Origin of the sequence: Morganella sp. HSTU-ASny43 (assembly GCF_022819185.1) — a bacterium.
In the GTDB taxonomy this organism is placed as follows: domain Bacteria; phylum Pseudomonadota; class Gammaproteobacteria; order Enterobacterales; family Enterobacteriaceae; genus Morganella; species Morganella morganii.
In genome coordinates this window covers 1-14,792 of the sequence record NZ_WSPG01000033.1, presented here as the reverse complement: position 1 = coordinate 14,792, position 14,792 = coordinate 1, and the positions used below count along the sequence as shown (strand labels likewise).

At 51.3% G+C, this 14,792-nt stretch carries 14 protein-coding genes and 2 tRNA genes; 5 read left to right on the top strand and 11 right to left on the bottom strand.

Annotation, left to right across the window (positions count from 1 at the left end; genetic code table 11):
- Positions 1-181: 181 nt before the first annotated feature.
- The 5 genes from modC to GN208_RS15400 all read right to left on the bottom strand — a co-directional run bounded on the left by modC (position 182) and on the right by GN208_RS15400 (position 3,753).
- Complete coding sequence (gene modC / locus GN208_RS15420) at positions 182-1,249, bottom strand: molybdenum ABC transporter ATP-binding protein ModC (protein ID WP_004235679.1); 1,068 nt, start codon at positions 1,247-1,249, stop codon at positions 182-184.
- Positions 1,243-1,938, bottom strand: coding sequence for a molybdate ABC transporter permease subunit (gene modB, locus GN208_RS15415; protein ID WP_004235677.1), 696 nt, complete (start codon positions 1,936-1,938; stop codon positions 1,243-1,245). Before modB ends, modC begins: the two co-directional genes overlap by 7 nt.
- 23 nt (positions 1,939-1,961) lie before the next feature.
- On the bottom strand, positions 1,962-2,732 hold the full coding sequence (gene modA, locus GN208_RS15410) for a molybdate ABC transporter substrate-binding protein (RefSeq protein ID WP_004235676.1): 771 nt from the start codon (positions 2,730-2,732) through the stop codon (positions 1,962-1,964).
- Between the two features lie 196 nt (positions 2,733-2,928).
- Complete coding sequence (locus GN208_RS15405) at positions 2,929-3,069, bottom strand: AcrZ family multidrug efflux pump-associated protein (protein ID WP_004235675.1); 141 nt, start codon at positions 3,067-3,069, stop codon at positions 2,929-2,931.
- A gap of 114 nt (positions 3,070-3,183) precedes the next feature.
- Positions 3,184-3,753, bottom strand: coding sequence for a hypothetical protein (locus tag GN208_RS15400; RefSeq protein WP_004235674.1), 570 nt, complete (start codon positions 3,751-3,753; stop codon positions 3,184-3,186).
- Positions 3,754-3,952: 199 nt separating this feature from the next.
- Between GN208_RS15400 and modE the strand changes: the two genes are divergently transcribed.
- Positions 3,953-4,738, top strand: coding sequence for a molybdenum-dependent transcriptional regulator (gene modE / locus GN208_RS15395; RefSeq protein WP_004235672.1), 786 nt, complete (start codon positions 3,953-3,955; stop codon positions 4,736-4,738).
- 51 nt (positions 4,739-4,789) lie between these two features.
- Here modE and GN208_RS15390 read toward each other — a convergent pair whose 3' ends face one another.
- Positions 4,790-6,739, bottom strand: a complete 1,950-nt coding sequence (locus GN208_RS15390) for a bifunctional 2',3'-cyclic-nucleotide 2'-phosphodiesterase/3'-nucleotidase (RefSeq protein WP_015422552.1) — start codon at positions 6,737-6,739, stop codon at positions 4,790-4,792.
- Positions 6,740-6,945: 206 nt separating this feature from the next.
- Between GN208_RS15390 and modF the strand changes: the two genes are divergently transcribed.
- The 3 genes from modF to gpmA all read left to right on the top strand — a co-directional run bounded on the left by modF (position 6,946) and on the right by gpmA (position 10,394).
- Positions 6,946-8,397, top strand: coding sequence for a molybdate ABC transporter ATP-binding protein ModF (gene modF / locus GN208_RS15385; protein ID WP_004235670.1), 1,452 nt, complete (start codon positions 6,946-6,948; stop codon positions 8,395-8,397).
- A gap of 187 nt (positions 8,398-8,584) precedes the next feature.
- Positions 8,585-9,403, top strand: coding sequence for a CPBP family intramembrane glutamic endopeptidase (locus GN208_RS15380; RefSeq protein WP_004235669.1), 819 nt, complete (start codon positions 8,585-8,587; stop codon positions 9,401-9,403).
- Between the two features lie 238 nt (positions 9,404-9,641).
- Entirely contained in the window at positions 9,642-10,394 is a 753-nt protein-coding gene (gpmA, locus tag GN208_RS15375) for a 2,3-diphosphoglycerate-dependent phosphoglycerate mutase (RefSeq protein WP_004235668.1), read from the top strand.
- A gap of 75 nt (positions 10,395-10,469) precedes the next feature.
- Here the strand turns inward: gpmA and aroG are convergent, their stop codons facing one another.
- The 3 genes from aroG to pnuC form a co-directional block, all read right to left on the bottom strand.
- Complete coding sequence (gene aroG / locus GN208_RS15370; RefSeq protein ID WP_004235667.1) at positions 10,470-11,522, bottom strand: 3-deoxy-7-phosphoheptulonate synthase AroG; 1,053 nt, start codon at positions 11,520-11,522, stop codon at positions 10,470-10,472.
- A gap of 198 nt (positions 11,523-11,720) precedes the next feature.
- Entirely contained in the window at positions 11,721-12,650 is a 930-nt protein-coding gene (locus tag GN208_RS15365) for a DUF808 domain-containing protein (RefSeq protein ID WP_015422551.1), read from the bottom strand.
- An 88-nt stretch (positions 12,651-12,738) separates the two neighbouring features.
- The gene (gene pnuC / locus GN208_RS15360; protein ID WP_004235665.1) at positions 12,739-13,440 is read right to left on the bottom strand and encodes a nicotinamide riboside transporter PnuC; all 702 of its coding nucleotides are present in this window, start codon (positions 13,438-13,440) and stop codon (positions 12,739-12,741) included.
- A gap of 225 nt (positions 13,441-13,665) precedes the next feature.
- Between pnuC and GN208_RS15355 the strand changes: the two genes are divergently transcribed.
- A complete protein-coding gene (locus tag GN208_RS15355) occupies positions 13,666-14,544 on the top strand; it encodes an aminoglycoside 6-adenylyltransferase (RefSeq protein ID WP_004235664.1) in 879 nt (292 codons plus the stop codon).
- Positions 14,545-14,610: 66 nt separating this feature from the next.
- Here GN208_RS15355 and GN208_RS15350 read toward each other — a convergent pair.
- Together GN208_RS15350 and GN208_RS15345 are read right to left on the bottom strand one after the other, a co-directional pair.
- Positions 14,611-14,686, bottom strand: a tRNA-Lys gene (locus GN208_RS15350).
- 28 nt (positions 14,687-14,714) lie between these two features.
- A tRNA-Lys gene (locus tag GN208_RS15345) sits at positions 14,715-14,790 on the bottom strand.
- Positions 14,791-14,792 lie beyond the last annotated feature (2 nt).

Genomic DNA, 14,792 nt, shown 5'->3' with positions numbered 1-14,792 from the left:
GTGGTTTCTTATGCAATAACGCACGTCTTACACTTGTTTCCGTGTGCAGAGAATATTCTGTGATAATCTGGCAGGGTCAGTGATGCACCGGCGTTAATATATATCGCCGGTGATTCGGAAGGGCAATCGGAATAATATGAATGCCCCTTTTATTAATGAAAAGTACGTATATTCAGATAAATTATAATTCGCGGCTCAGTGACACGCTTTTTACCTGGGCATACACCCATTGTCCGGGTTTCAGCTGCAAATCATCCCGCGCCCAGCCGGTAATACGTGCCCAGAGGAAATGATTGCCGACCGCCAGACGCACATCAGTCTGCCCGTTGTCGTCATCATACATTTCCGTGATTTTTGCCCGTAATATATTGCGGATACTGCTGCTTTTCGGTTTTTCCAGTGCAATGGACACATCATCCGCACTGACACGCACACGTACCGGCGTGTCCCGTTCACCGGCGATACGCGGCACCCACAGCACCTGGTCACCGATAGCAGCGGCCGTCATGGCGTAGCGGTCGTGGTGCTCAAGCACAGTGACACTCAGTACACTTGAGAGACTTTCCTGTGTCAGCCACGGGCGTAATGCCGCCCCTGCCCATACCTCTTCCAGCGGTCCCTGTGCCAGAATGCGGCCTTTTTCCAGGATCACCACATCTTCCGCCAGCCGCAGGATCTCATCCAGGCTGTGGCTGACATACAGGATCGGAATACTGATATCCTGTGCCATCTTTTCCAGATACGGCAGCAGTTCGCGTTTACGCGGCAGATCCAGAGACGCCAGCGGTTCATCCATCAGCAGGATATCCGGTGCGGTCAGCAGCGCGCGGCCAATCGCCACCCGCTGTTTCTCCCCGCCGGAGAGGGTCATCGGCAGGCGGTTCAGCAGATGCCCGATACCCAGCAGTTCCACAATACTGTCAAACTGATCTTCCATCCCCCGTGCCATGCCGTAGCGCAGGTTGCCTCTTATCCGGTAATGGGGAAACAGGCGTGCATCCTGGAAGACATAGCCGATTTTGCGTTTTTCCGGCGGCAGACAGATACGTTTTTCAATATTGACGAGTGTGTGGCCGTTAAGCTCAATCCGCCCTTTCTGCGGTTTTGTCAGCCCGCCGATCACATTGATAAAGGAGGTTTTCCCTGCCCCGGAGAGCCCGAAGACAGCGGTAATACGGTCACTGGCCAGTTCGGTATTGATCACCATCGATAAATCACCGAGCTGTTGTTCAAAATCAAGCACTAACATGTGGCAACCCCCAGGCGTTTGCGTCCCCAGCGGGTCAGCCATTCCGAGGCCAGCAGTGAAGCCAGTGCCAGAACAATGGCGATAATACAGAGCCGCGCTGCGTCCATTTCCGCCCCCGGCGTTTCAAGCAGGGAGTACATGGCCAGCGGGATAGTCCGGGTTTCCCCCGGGATATTGGAAACAAAGGTGATTGTCGCACCGAATTCCCCCAGCGAACGGGCAAATGCCAGCACGGTACCGACAATAATCCCCGGCAGCGACAGCGGCAGTGTGATGGTGAAAAAGACCCGCAACGGGGAAGCCCCGAGTGTCCGTGCCGCCTGCTCCAGGCGCATATCCACCGCTTCCAGCGCCAGGCGGATAGCCCTCACCATCAGCGGAAAAGCCACCACAGCCGCAGCCAGCGCGGCACCGCGCCAGCTGAAGGTAAAACTGAAACCGAACCAGTTATAGAGCCACTCACCGATAATGCCTTTGCGCCCCATGCTGATCAGCAGCAGATAACCCACTACCACCGGCGGTAACACCAGTGGTAAGTGGATAAGACTGTCCAGCAGCGACTTGCCCGGAAAACGGCAGCGCACCAGTACCCATGCCATCAGTATGCCAAACGGCAGACTGGCTGCCACGGCGACCGTTGATACTTTCAGGCTGAGGATGACCGCCTGCCATTCATACTCATTCAACATCGCTGTCTGTTAGTCCTTACTTATTACAGAGGGCTGAAACCGTAACGTTTGAAGATCTCTTTTGCTTCCGGTGTCTGCAGGTAATCATAGAAACCTTTAACATCGGCATTATTGCGATCTTTCAGGATAGCAATCGGATATTCAACCGGTTTATGGGTATCTGCAGGGAAAATACCGACCACTTTCACTTTATCACTGGCAACCGCATCAGAGCCGTACACAATACCCAGCGGCGCTTCACCGCGTTCCACCAGCGCCATGCCGCTGCGCACATTATTGGTGCGGGCCAGCATCGGATCAACGACTTTCCAGGCACCCAGGTTTTCCAGGGCTTCCTGTGCATAGATACCAACCGGCACATGATCAGGATCGCCGACAGCCAGACGGCCGCCATCCAGTAATTTAACCCAGTCAGTCTGCTTATTAATATCAACTTTATCAATTTTGCTGTCTTTCGCGGCAATCAGCACCAGCTCATTACCCAGCAGGGTTTTACGGGTGTCATTGATGATCAGGTTTTTCTCCTGGGCATAATCCATCCATTTCTGGTCAGCAGAAATAAAGATATCTGCCGGAGCACCATTTTCAATCTGACGGGCCAGGGTGGAAGAAGACGCATAAGACGCGACCACTTCACCTTTTTTCTCCTGCTTATATTTTGCCGAGATTTCATCAACCGCATTTGTCAGTGATGCCGCAGCAAATACGGTCACTTTTTCAGCGGCCCATGCCTGACTCATGACAGCAGCAGAGATAACAACACCGGCCAATAACTTACTGAACTGTTTTTTCATTTTTTCCACCAGGATAGATTAGGATTAACCCGTTGTATATAACAAGATACAACGAAAAATGAAAGGAGGTTTATCCCACTATCGGCAGTTAAGCGGAAAACAATATAAAATGAGGGGAATTACGCAGATAATGAGCGGGAAAACAGAAACAAAGACGGATTACCCGCGAACGCAGGTAATCCTGAATACGGTATAATCAGAGCTGCTTTTCGCGGCGCTCGCCTTTTGAAATCAGGTTGAAAATTTCACCTAATCCCCAGATCAGAGCCGCCAGGCCTGTCATAACAACAGGAACCATTAACAGTGCGAAACCTAAACTTTTAACTAACTCAAACATAGCACTTAATCTCTTTATATCAGGCGAAAAGGATATTCAGCATGACTATAATAGCGTCATAATGGCCGCTATTCTATATAAATCACACCCCGGAAAGCATGGCGATTCGTGCTGTCAGGTCTGCATAAAGTAAACAACCGCCACAATAGCCGCCGCCAGAATCAGAAAACCTATCACTTTTCCGGCACTGCCGGGTTTTTCCACAATACTGCTGCGTGGTGAGACAGGGGCAGCCGGGGATTGTACCGGTGTTTCACCTTTATCGTCTTCGCGGTAAAGCTCCTGAATATAGAGAAACATCATTTTCATAAACTGGCTGTTCAGTGGCAGGGTTTGCCCATCCTCACCGATGATGCACAGTGTGAAATCAATTTTCCTGCTCAGTCCCAGTAAAAACGCGCCCGGCAGCCAGGTATATTCCCGCTCACCGGATGCCATTTCTTCCGCGACTTTTGCAGGTGCTTCATGACCGCCATCATCACGCATATAAACGAGCAGCAGAGGTTCTTCATCATCTTCCCCCTGAGTGAATGCCAGACCAATTTGTCCGCCACTTTCATGATCCTGTGATTCAGCCCAGAATGGCTGTTCTGCCAGCATACGGGCAAATTCTTCTGTTTCAGCCCCTTCCGGTTCCGGGGAATCCTTGACTGCCTGATGAAGACGAAATAATACATTCTGCATGAAATAATCTCTGGCTGATAATCAATTCCTATACCATACCTGTTTTTATCCGGTTCATGAATTTTTAAGTAAACTTAAACCGCCATATTGGCAGATGAAAAAAAAACGCAGTTTGCTACACTAACCGGAAAGTAAAGCCGCACCGGGCGGAGAGACTGCGCCGGTGATTCTGTCTGATTAATATACGGGGTATTTTCCGTTGGATATTTTATTAACACTGAAATCAGAAGGTCATTTATTTGCCGATCCGCGGCGGATTTCCTTACTCAAACAGGTCAGAGCCACCGGCTCCATCAGTCAGGGGGCAAAACTGGCCGGAATCAGTTACAAAAGCGCCTGGGATGCCATCAATGAGATGAACCAGCTTGCCGAGGAAACCATTGTTGACCGGGCCACCGGCGGCAAAGGCGGCGGCGGCGCGACACTGACACGCTATGGTGAGCGCTTACTTCAGCTTTATGATCTGCTGGCACAGATCCAGCAGAAAGCCTTTGATGTTCTTAAGGATGATTCGCTGCCCCTCGACAGCCTGCTGGCGGCCATCTCCCGCTTCTCATTGCAGACCAGTGCCCGTAACCAGTTCTTCGGCACAATTATGTCGCGCAACCATTCTCATGTGCAGCAGCATGTGAATGTCCTGCTGGCGGATAAAAAGACCGAACTTGCCGTTGCCCTGACGGAACAGAGTGCCAACCGGCTGGGCTTATCAGTCGGTAAAGAAGTACTTACTCTGATTAAAGCGCCGTGGGTGAAAATCAGCAAATCCGCAGAAAACAGCACGGATTATGACAACCGTCTGAGCGGACGTATCTGTTCCGTTGCCAGAGGTGCGGAAAACAGCGAGGTGATGGTGACACTGACCGGCGGCGCACAATTATGCTCCACCCTGGATAATCAGGATGCCGACAGGCAGCAACTGAAAGAAGGTGATGACGTCACCGCGCTGTTTAATGCGGACCAGGTGATTATTGCCACATTATGCTGATAAAAATGATGATAAAAGCCGCCGCTGACGGCGGCTTTCGTGAGTAACTGCTTACTTCGCTGTTAAATCAACCTGATAAACCGCAAAACCCACATCATCCGTCCCGACCCGGGTCATCGGGTAATGGGCATTTTCTTTAATAAACTGTGTGGCTTTATCGCCCGGTGAAGTTTCAAAGCGGATATCTAATTTCTTATCCGTTTTCACCGGCACAAATGTCCAGTTTTGCTCAGCCTGCGCTGATACCGCACCTTTCGCTTTGGTTTCTGCCGCGATATAACCGGCCAGCACACTGCGGTTTTCATCCGGTGAGGCAAACGCAATATGTTTGTCACCGGTACCGGCAAATTTTCCGCCGTAAGCACGGTAGTTATTGGTGGCAACCAGGAAAACCGCTTTCGGATCAATCGGCTTACCCTGATAAGTCACATTTTTGATACGGTTGGCCTGCGGATTGACTGTCTGGCACTCCACATCATATTTTGCCGGTTGTGTCAGGTCTATCTGATAGTTGATCCCGGAAATGGTATCGAAATTATAGGTTCTGAAACCATCCCAGTTGACCAGGCTCTGCGGTGCCTCTGACTGCGGGTTAATCTGATTGAACATCCCGGCGGAGCACTCCAGCCATTCGGTCACTTCCGCACCGGTCGCTTTCACCACCACCAGCGTATTCGGGTAGAGATAGAGATCCGCCGCGTTGCGGAACGTCATATCCCCTTTTTCCACCTCGACGAAATCCGCCGGGGCATTTTTGCGTCCGCCCACTTTAAACGGTGCAGCCGCTGACAGCACCGGTAAATCTGCCAGATCCGGATCGCCCTGAATAAAGCGGCGGGTATAATCAGTCTGTGCATTATTCACAATCTGCACCGTCGGGTCGCTCTGCAGCAAGGCAAGGTAGCTGTACATATTATCCGGTGATTTACCAATCAGTTTGCCGACAAAGGTCCGGGTCGCATTGTGCTGCTCATCAATCACAGAAGCCAGCTTGTCATCCCGTACCACCAGCGGCTTTTTATTGACTTTGTCATAAATCGGACGCGCCTGTGCTTTGGCATCCGCCACCTTCCACGCACCGTCATCATTATTCAGCACCAGATCCACCACGCCGAGGTGATCCCCCCACTGGCCGGGCATCACTGCCGGAATACCGTTAACGGTTCCCTGCTCAATATTAACGCCTTTGATATCCGCAAAGTCTTTGCCCGGAAATACACCGTGCGAGTGACCGAACATAATGGCATTAATACCCGGTACTTCACTGAGATAATAAACCGAGTTCTCAGCCATGGCTTTATACGGCTCCTGAGAAAAACCGGAGTGCGGAATAGCGACAATTAAATCCGCACCTTCTGCCTTCATTTGCGGCACAAATTTTTTCGCGGTTTCCGTAATATCATTGACGCGGACTTTTCCTTCCAGATTCGCTTTATCCCAGATAAGGATCTGCGGCGGTACAAAACCGATATAGCCGATTTTAATCACATGCTCTTTGCCGTCGCGATCTTTAACCGGGGTATCAACGATAATATAAGGGGTAAACAGATTCTTACCGGTTTTCTCATCAATAATATTGGCATTCACATACGGAAAATCCGCACCGGCAATGGCTTTTTTCAGATAATCCAGGCCAAAGTTAAATTCATGGTTACCGAAGTTTCCGACGGTATAACCCATGGTATTCATCAGCTTATGTGCCGGATGGGCTTCACCGTCATTTAACCCTTTACTGACCATATAATCCGCCAGCGGGCTGCCCTGAATTAAGTCCCCGTTATCCACTAATACTGCGTTGGTGGCTTCACCTTTTGCCGCTTTAATTAAACCGGCGGTGCGGACCAGACCAAACTGCTCTGTCGGTTTGTCTTTGAAATAATCAAAGTCAATTAAGTTACTGTGAATATCCGAGGTTTCCATCACCCGCAGATCCACTGTCGCGGCATTGACCGTTCCGCTGACCAGTAATGCCAGCACCGAATATTTTAATCCTGTTCTCACCCTGCCCTCTCTTCCGGTTAATTTCCGTGATGCCCTGATTTCTGTACCAAAAAGTATAACAAAAACAGCAGACTGAATGATGACGTTTCTGTGAAGCAGATCTTCTTTTCATGATACGGGATGTAACACCGGTACCATATCTTGACATCCCTGCCGGTTCCGCTTATTTCTGGTGAATAATTAAACTAATAATAAGGCTGTTCACTATGGCATATCTGCACATCACACAAGGGGTCTTCCGGTTAAGCGCGGATAAACAGCTTTCTGTTCCGTCATTACAGCTGGAAAGCGGTCAGCACCACGCCTTTATCGGCACTAACGGCAGTGGAAAATCTGCCCTTGCCCGCGCGCTGATTCAGGAACTTCCGCTGCTTTCCGGGGAGATGAGCAACACTTTCCGCCGTCCGGTTCTGGTCGCGTTTGAGAAATTACAGGCGCTGATTGATGAAGAGTGGAACCGCAATAATACCGACCTGATGGATGGCGATGACACCGATAACGGCCGTACCACCGCTGAGATTATTCAGGCGGAGCATCGTGATAATGAGCGCTGCCTGCAGCTGGCGGCGCAGTTCGGGATTTCTGATCGCCTGTCACGCCGCTTTAAATACCTTTCCACCGGTGAAACCCGCAAAACCCTGCTGTGTCAGGCACTGATGACAGAGCCGGATTTACTGGTGCTGGATGAGCCTTATGACGGGCTGGATACCGATTCCCGCCGTATGCTCAGTGAGATGCTGGCAGAGCTTGCAGAGGGCGGGCTGACGGTTGTTCTGATCCTCAACCGTTTCAGTGATATTCCGGACTTTATCACCCGCGCCGGGCTGCTGACAGACTGTGTGCTGGCACCGGCGGATACCTTATCCGCACTATTACAGGCACAGCTGGCCCGTAGTGAGCAGACAGAGCATCTGACGCTGCCGGAGCGGGATGACCCGTCCGCAGAACGCCTTGCGCCGGATATTCCGCGGGTGATCCTCAATCACGGCTGTGTCAGCTATAATGATAAGCCCATCCTCAATGATCTGACCTGGCAGGTGCTGCCCGGTGAGCACTGGCAAATCACCGGCGAGAACGGCGCGGGTAAATCCACACTGCTCAGTCTGATCACCGGTGATCATCCGCAGGGCTACAGCAATGACCTGACGCTGTTCGGCCGCCGCCGGGGCAGCGGAGAAACGGTGTGGGATATCAAACGCCATATCGGGTATGTCAGTAACAGCATCCACCTCAGTTACCGCGTCAATATCAGTGTGCGTAACACGCTGATTTCCGGTTATTTCGATTCTGTCGGGCTCTATCAGAAACCGTCAGACCGGCAGGTAAAACTGGCGGATGAGTGGCTGGCGCTGCTCGGTCTGAAAGCGTACCGCGATGCTCCGTTCCACAGCCTGTCGTGGGGGCAGCAGCGGCTGATACTGATTGCCAGGGCCCTGGTAAAACACCCTGCAATGCTGATCCTTGATGAGCCGTTACAGGGGCTGGATACACTCAACCGCCTGCTGGTGCTGCGTTTTATCGATATTATGATAAGCCGTGGTGATACCCAGCTGCTGTTTGTCAGCCATCACAGAGAGGATACCCCGGCCTGTATCAACCGGCGGCTGGCATTTATTCCTGATAACGGTAGTTATCGTTACGAAATCAATACGTTGTAATCTTTTTATCAAACGGCTGTTTTACTTTTTTACTGCACCGGAAACAGCCGTTATTTTCTGAATGTATTCAGTCTGTTATTAAGAATAATCTGATTAAAAATCATTATCAGTCTGCTTTTTTTACTGGCGCATCACTGACTTCTCTTTTACCCTGCCCACTCCTTTTCTGATTCTCTGACACAATTCCATGACCTGGCTTTTACTTGCATTATCTCTGCTGTTATTACAATTTCACCGGACACTGTCACTGGCAACACTTCTGGCTGCCACCATCAGCGCCCTGTTTACCGGTGTGATGGACTGGCATGCCCTGCTCACCCTGTGGCTTGCTATCCTGCTGGCTGTTGCACGGCCTTATACCGCACCACGTTCATGGCAGCGTGTACTGCTGACACTACTGGTCATCACCGTCGTGACGGGGCTGGCTTTTCATCTGCTGCCGGGATTCCACAACCTGCGCTGGATGCCCCCGGAGGCTGCCGGGCCGCACAGTCCGCCCTATTCATTCTGGTTTAATGCCGATAAAGCACTGCTTCCGTTTATGCTGATCATCATCATTCCGCAACTGTTTGTCACAGCGCCGCTGCGCCGTGCCACCCGTCTGCACTGGCTGTTACTGGCTTTCTCCGTGCCTGCACTGTTGTTACTGGCAACCGCCCTTGGCGGACTGGGGTTTGAACCGCATCTGCCGCGCTGGCTGCCGGCGTTTATGCTGGCTAATCTGTTTTTTGTCTCCCTCGCAGAGGAAGCGCTGTTCCGGGGGGCTATTCAGCAGGTACTTTCCCGGTATCTGCCGCCGTATGCCGCGTTGTTTATTGCTGCCGCAGTCTTCGGCCTGGCACATATTGCCGGAGGGCCGCTGCTGGTTGTCTTTGCCGGTCTGGCAGGGGTTATCTACGGGCTGGCCTGGATGTGGAGCGGGCGGCTGTGGGTGGCGACAGGGTTTCACTTCGCGCTGAACCTCTGCCATCTGCTGTTTTTTACCTGGCCGTTTAAGGTGGCGTAAAAAAACCGTTTTTGCCTGTGTATCACACTTTGCGTAAACATTTATAGCGGAATCGATTCAGTTTTGGTGTACACTATCCGGTAAACAGGACGGAATTGATCTCTTCCGCACAGGCCCCGGCGGAAATACCTGTGCGGAAAGTTTGCCGAAAGGCGCCGGTGACCAATATAATGGGCAATGTGCCGGGTCTGTTTCAATTCTGAAACCCCCTATCTGAAACACAACAGGAGTTTACGCTATGGCAGTAACTAAACTGGTGCTTGTACGTCACGGTGAAAGTGAGTGGAACAAAGAGAACCGCTTTACCGGCTGGACTGATGTTGAGTTATCTGAAAAAGGCCGTGCTGAAGCACAAGAGGCTGGTCAGTTACTCAAAAAAGAAGGCTTCTCTTTTGATTTCGCCTATACCTCTGTACTGAAACGCGCTATTCACACACTGTGGAATATCCTGGATCAGGTAAACCAGCAGTGGCTGCCGGTTGAGAAAAGCTGGAAACTGAACGAACGTCATTACGGCGCACTCCAGGGTCTGGATAAAGCGGAAACCGCTGCAAAATACGGTGACGAGCAGGTCAAACTGTGGCGTCGCGGCTTTGCCATCACCCCGCCGGCACTGGAAAAAAGTGATGAGCGCTTCCCGGGCCACGATCCGCGTTATGCGAAACTGGCAGAAAGCGAATTACCTGCCACTGAGAGCCTGGCGATCACTATCGACCGCGTTGTGCCTTACTGGACTGATGTTATCAAACCACGCGTTGCTTCCGGTGAGAAAGTGATCATCGCTGCACACGGTAACTCCCTGCGTGCACTGGTGAAATACCTGGATAACATGAGCGAAGATGAAATCCTCGAGCTGAACATCCCGACCGCAGTGCCGCTGGTGTATGAGTTTGATGAAAACATGAAGCCGCTGCGCCGCTATTACCTGGGCGACCAGGATGCGATTGCTGCCAAAGCCGCTGCTGTTGCTAACCAGGGTAAAGCGAAGTAATCCGCTTTCTTTGGTGAAAAAAACCCTGACAGTGTCAGGGTTTTTTATTTTCCGGGATTAATGCTTCCGGCGAAATCAGCTGCGGCGGGCTTTTACCGCATCTGCCAGCTGACGCAGCAGGGTTTCGGTATCTTCCCAGCCGATGCAGGCATCTGTCACGCTCTTGCCGTACACGAGCGGCGCATCACCTTCCAGGTTCTGGTTCCCTTCCTCAAGGTGGCTTTCCACCATCACACCCATAATGGCTTTCTCACCACCGGCAACCTGCTGTGCCACATCGGTGCTCACATCCATCTGACGCTTGTACTGTTTGCTGCTGTTAGCGTGGCTGAAATCGATCATGATACGCGGTGCCAGACCGGCCTGTGCCAGCCCTTCTTTTACCGCACTGACATCTTCCGCGCTGTAGTTAGGTTTTTTACCGCCACGCAGAATGATATGGCAGTCACCGTTACCGGTGGTGTTCACGATGGCCGAATGTCCCCACTTGGTCACGGACAGAAAACAGTGCGGCGACCCGGCGGCGTTAATGGCATCAATGGCGACTTTGATGGTACCGTCTGTACCGTTTTTAAACCCGACCGGGCAGGACAACCCGGAGGCCAGCTCACGGTGTACCTGAGATTCCGTGGTACGGGCACCGATAGCACCCCAGCTCATCAGATCCGCCAGATACTGCGGGGTGATCATATCCAGAAACTCACCGGCTGCCGGTAAGCCTTTATCATTGATATCCAGCAGCAGTTTGCGGGCAATACGCAGACCATCATTGATGGCAAAAGAGTGGTCGAGGTGCGGATCGTTGATCAGCCCTTTCCAGCCGACCGTGGTGCGCGGTTTTTCAAAATAGACGCGCATGACGATTTCCAGCTCACCTTTCAGTTCTTTGCGTAATGTCAGCAGGCGATCCGCATATTCAACCGCCGCTTTCGGGTCGTGAATTGAGCATGGCCCGATAACGACCAGCAGGCGATCATCCCGGCCTTCCAGGATTTCGTGGATTGCATGACGGGTGCGGCGAACGGTGTCTGCGGCAGTCTCAGTCGCGGGAAATGACTCTAATAACGCCACTGGCGGTAATAATTCCCGAATTTCTTTTATTTTTACATCATCGTTCTGATAATTCATAACCCGTCTCTTCCGGTGTCCCGTTTCATTATTGTCGTTATTTTAATCTAACTGCTTGTCAACAAGCTGTAAACAATTAGCTGCCGCCGGAATTGAAATTAATTTTTCACCCCGAAAATATTCAGATCAACAGGACAAATTATTATGAATCAGAAGGAAAACAGCGGCTTCATCAGCCGCTGCCCGTGAGAAGGGTATTTATGCCGCTAATCCCGTTTTAATACGCTTAACAGCGGTAATCAGCGCAACAATCACCAGACCGGCGACGAGACCAAACAATAAATTGGCAACCGGTGGGGTCATAAAGTGCAATATGCTGCCGAGTGCCGGGAGTTGTGCACTCTGCTGAGCAAGACTTTCAATCAGGTTATGAATAAACGGAATGCCGTGTGTCAGAATACCGCCGCCGACCATAAACATGGCCGCTGTCCCGACGACTGATAAGGTTTTCATTAAATACGGCGTGGCGTGGATCAGTCCGTCACCCAGTTTTTTCAGCAGCGCGGCTGATTTCTTCTGCAGGTAAAATCCCAGATCATCGAGTTTGACAATCCCGGCCACCAGGCCGTATACCCCGATAGTCATAATGATCGCAATCACCGACAACACCACGAGCTGATTAATAAAGGGAGAGGTGGCAACAATACCGAGGGTGATAGCAATAATCTCCGCTGATAACACAAAATCGGTGCGGATAGCGCCTTTGACTTTGCGTTTCTCGAACGCGGCCAACTCTTCCGGCGTCTGAATATCTTCCGCCGGTGCCGTTTCACCGGGCTCATCACCGGCTTTATGCAGAAACTTATGTGCCAGTTTTTCCGCCCCCTCAAAACACAAAAACGCCCCGCCGACCATCAGAAGCGGCGTAACAGCCCAGGGGGCAAAGGCGTTGATCAACAGTGCGAGCGGTACCAGAATCAGTTTATTGAGAAAGGAACCTTTCGCCACCGCCCAGACCACCGGGATCTCCCGCTCAGCGCGGACACCGGCCACCTGCTGAGCATTCAGCGCCAGGTCATCCCCCAGTACCCCGGATGTCTTTTTGGCGGCCATTTTGGTCATCACAGAGACATCATCCAGTACAGTTGCGATATCATCGAGTAGTGCGAGTAAGCTGCCACCGGCCACAGGCGTTTCCTTTTATTGCTGATTAATGAGAATCCGATTATTACCGGACTCTCATTATAATCACCCGGTTATTGCACTGAAAACAGTTTTACGGCTGCTTCGCTGCTTTTATCCACATCCGCGAGCCGTTGAGCGCCACACCCAGCAGGATGATATATTCCAGCGACAGCGCGTACACACCCTGAAGGGCATAAATCACAATACTGATCATATTGATAACCACCCACAGCAGCCAGTTTTCCACCAGTTTGCGGGTCATCAGGATCATCGCCACCACAGACAATACCGTCATGGCTGCATCCCAGAACGGGAAAGCATCGGGCAGCAATACCGGCATTGCCAGATCAGCCCCTGCGGCATTCAGTATACTGACCATGCTCTGTGCCAGCCACGTAAAGACCGGGTCGATAAAACGCGCCAGCAGTAAAATCGCCGCCAGAGAAACCGCCGCAATCACGGCAGTCTGCCGCAGTGGCATCCAGCGGATTTTCAGCTCCGCTTCTGCTTTCTCATTTTGCCGGCTCCAGGCATACCAGCCGTAAATATTGGCGGCGAAAAAGAAAATCTGCAGCAGCAGATTGGCGTAGAGCTGGATCTGAAAGAAAATCACCGCAAACAGTGTGACGTTAATCAGACCAAACAGATAATTGATTGTTTTTTCCAGGCTTGCCAGCCAGATACATAACAACCCGGCGGTTGCTCCCACCGCTTCAATCCAGGACAAAGCATAAGACCCTTCTTTCCAGTAAGGGATCACCACGAGAATATTATTAATATCAAAAAATTCCATTCCGTCACCTGTGTTAAGTATATTTCCTGTCACCGGCGGTCAGCCACTGATAACAGGTTTAGTTAACTGTATCCTTCCCTGCTGTTTTCAGTAAAATCATCCCATCGTAACAGCATTTGTTTAATATGCTAAACATGATAACGTTTTTTTAACCTGAACTCTCCCGCTATTTTTGTTTATGACGTACTATCAGCCCAGCTATCAATTATATGAATGAGATGTAAGATGGAATCAATTGAGCAAATTATAAACAATATAATTTCTTTTGCCCTATTAGATCCCCGTATCGATGCGGTCATTATCACCGGCTCTGTGGCACGCCAGAACCAGGCAGACCGTTTTTCGGATATTAATGCCGAACTGATCGGCAGCAGTCATGATGAGTTGTTTCAGGACAGCCGCTGGCTGAGCCGGTTTGGTGTGCCGCTGATTATCCGCAAAGCGGCTTCGCGCGAAGACGACAGCCTCTGCTGGCCGTCTTGTCAGGTTCTGTATGAGAAAGGCCGTAAAGTTGATTTTGTGCTGGCCGGGCGCGAACGTATCATACAAATGGCCGCACACGGGCTGGACAGCATCTATCAGCGCGGTTATGCCGTTCTGCTGGATAAAACCGGTCTCACTGCCGGGTTGCCTGAGTATGCCGATCCGGCTGCCGTGCTCACTCCGCCGGATCAGCAGACATTCCTGGAAAACTGGCAGAACTTCTGGCTGGAAGCCTCACAGGTGCCGGTTTATTATCTGCGCAATGAACTCTGGACTGCCCGTCTGCGGGATGTGGCGATGAAACAGTGGCTGATCACCCTGCTGGAGTGGCATGTGCTGCTTCGTAGTGACGGTACACAGGATGTCTGGTATGCGGGGCGTCATCTGGGCACCTGGCTGCCTCCGGGCCTGTACGGGCGTTTTATGGCGACACTGGATAACCGTGATCGTGTCCGTGCCGCACGGGCGCATATGGCGATGCTGACACTCTACCGCGATGTGGCACTCCGCGTGATTGAAACACAGAAATTTGATATCGATATAACGCTGGCAGATAAAATTATTGCACTGGTCACTGACCGGCTGAATGCCGATGATTTACTTGCGCCGGAGAATGAATAATAACAAACGGATGATCGCCGGTGTGATGCCGGGGGAGAACAAAAATCAGAGGGAAAATGGTTACGATGGTGGGTCGTACAGGATTCGAACCTGTGACCAATTGATTAAAAGTCAACTGCTCTACCAACTGAGCTAACGACCCATCGTAATACTGCTGAGGGACTCTGAAATGGTGGGTCGTACAGGATTCGAACCTGTGACCAATTGATTAAAAGTCAACTGCTCTACCAACTGAGCTAACGACCCAT

Coding starts and splice junctions, on each gene's coding strand:
- GN208_RS15400 (WP_004235674.1), bottom strand. CDS start 3,753: ATGCAGAATGTATTATTTCGTCTTCATCAGGCAGTCAAGGATTCCCCG.
- gpmA (WP_004235668.1), top strand. CDS start 9,642: ATGGCAGTAACTAAACTGGTGCTTGTACGTCACGGTGAAAGTGAGTGG.
- modF (WP_004235670.1), top strand. CDS start 6,946: ATGGCATATCTGCACATCACACAAGGGGTCTTCCGGTTAAGCGCGGAT.
- GN208_RS15380 (WP_004235669.1), top strand. CDS start 8,585: ATGACCTGGCTTTTACTTGCATTATCTCTGCTGTTATTACAATTTCAC.
- GN208_RS15355 (WP_004235664.1), top strand. CDS start 13,666: ATGGAATCAATTGAGCAAATTATAAACAATATAATTTCTTTTGCCCTA.
- pnuC (WP_004235665.1), bottom strand. CDS start 13,440: ATGGAATTTTTTGATATTAATAATATTCTCGTGGTGATCCCTTACTGG.
- modC (WP_004235679.1), bottom strand. CDS start 1,249: ATGTTAGTGCTTGATTTTGAACAACAGCTCGGTGATTTATCGATGGTG.
- modB (WP_004235677.1), bottom strand. CDS start 1,938: ATGTTGAATGAGTATGAATGGCAGGCGGTCATCCTCAGCCTGAAAGTA.
- modA (WP_004235676.1), bottom strand. CDS start 2,732: ATGAAAAAACAGTTCAGTAAGTTATTGGCCGGTGTTGTTATCTCTGCT.
- GN208_RS15405 (WP_004235675.1), bottom strand. CDS start 3,069: ATGTTTGAGTTAGTTAAAAGTTTAGGTTTCGCACTGTTAATGGTTCCT.
- aroG (WP_004235667.1), bottom strand. CDS start 11,522: ATGAATTATCAGAACGATGATGTAAAAATAAAAGAAATTCGGGAATTA.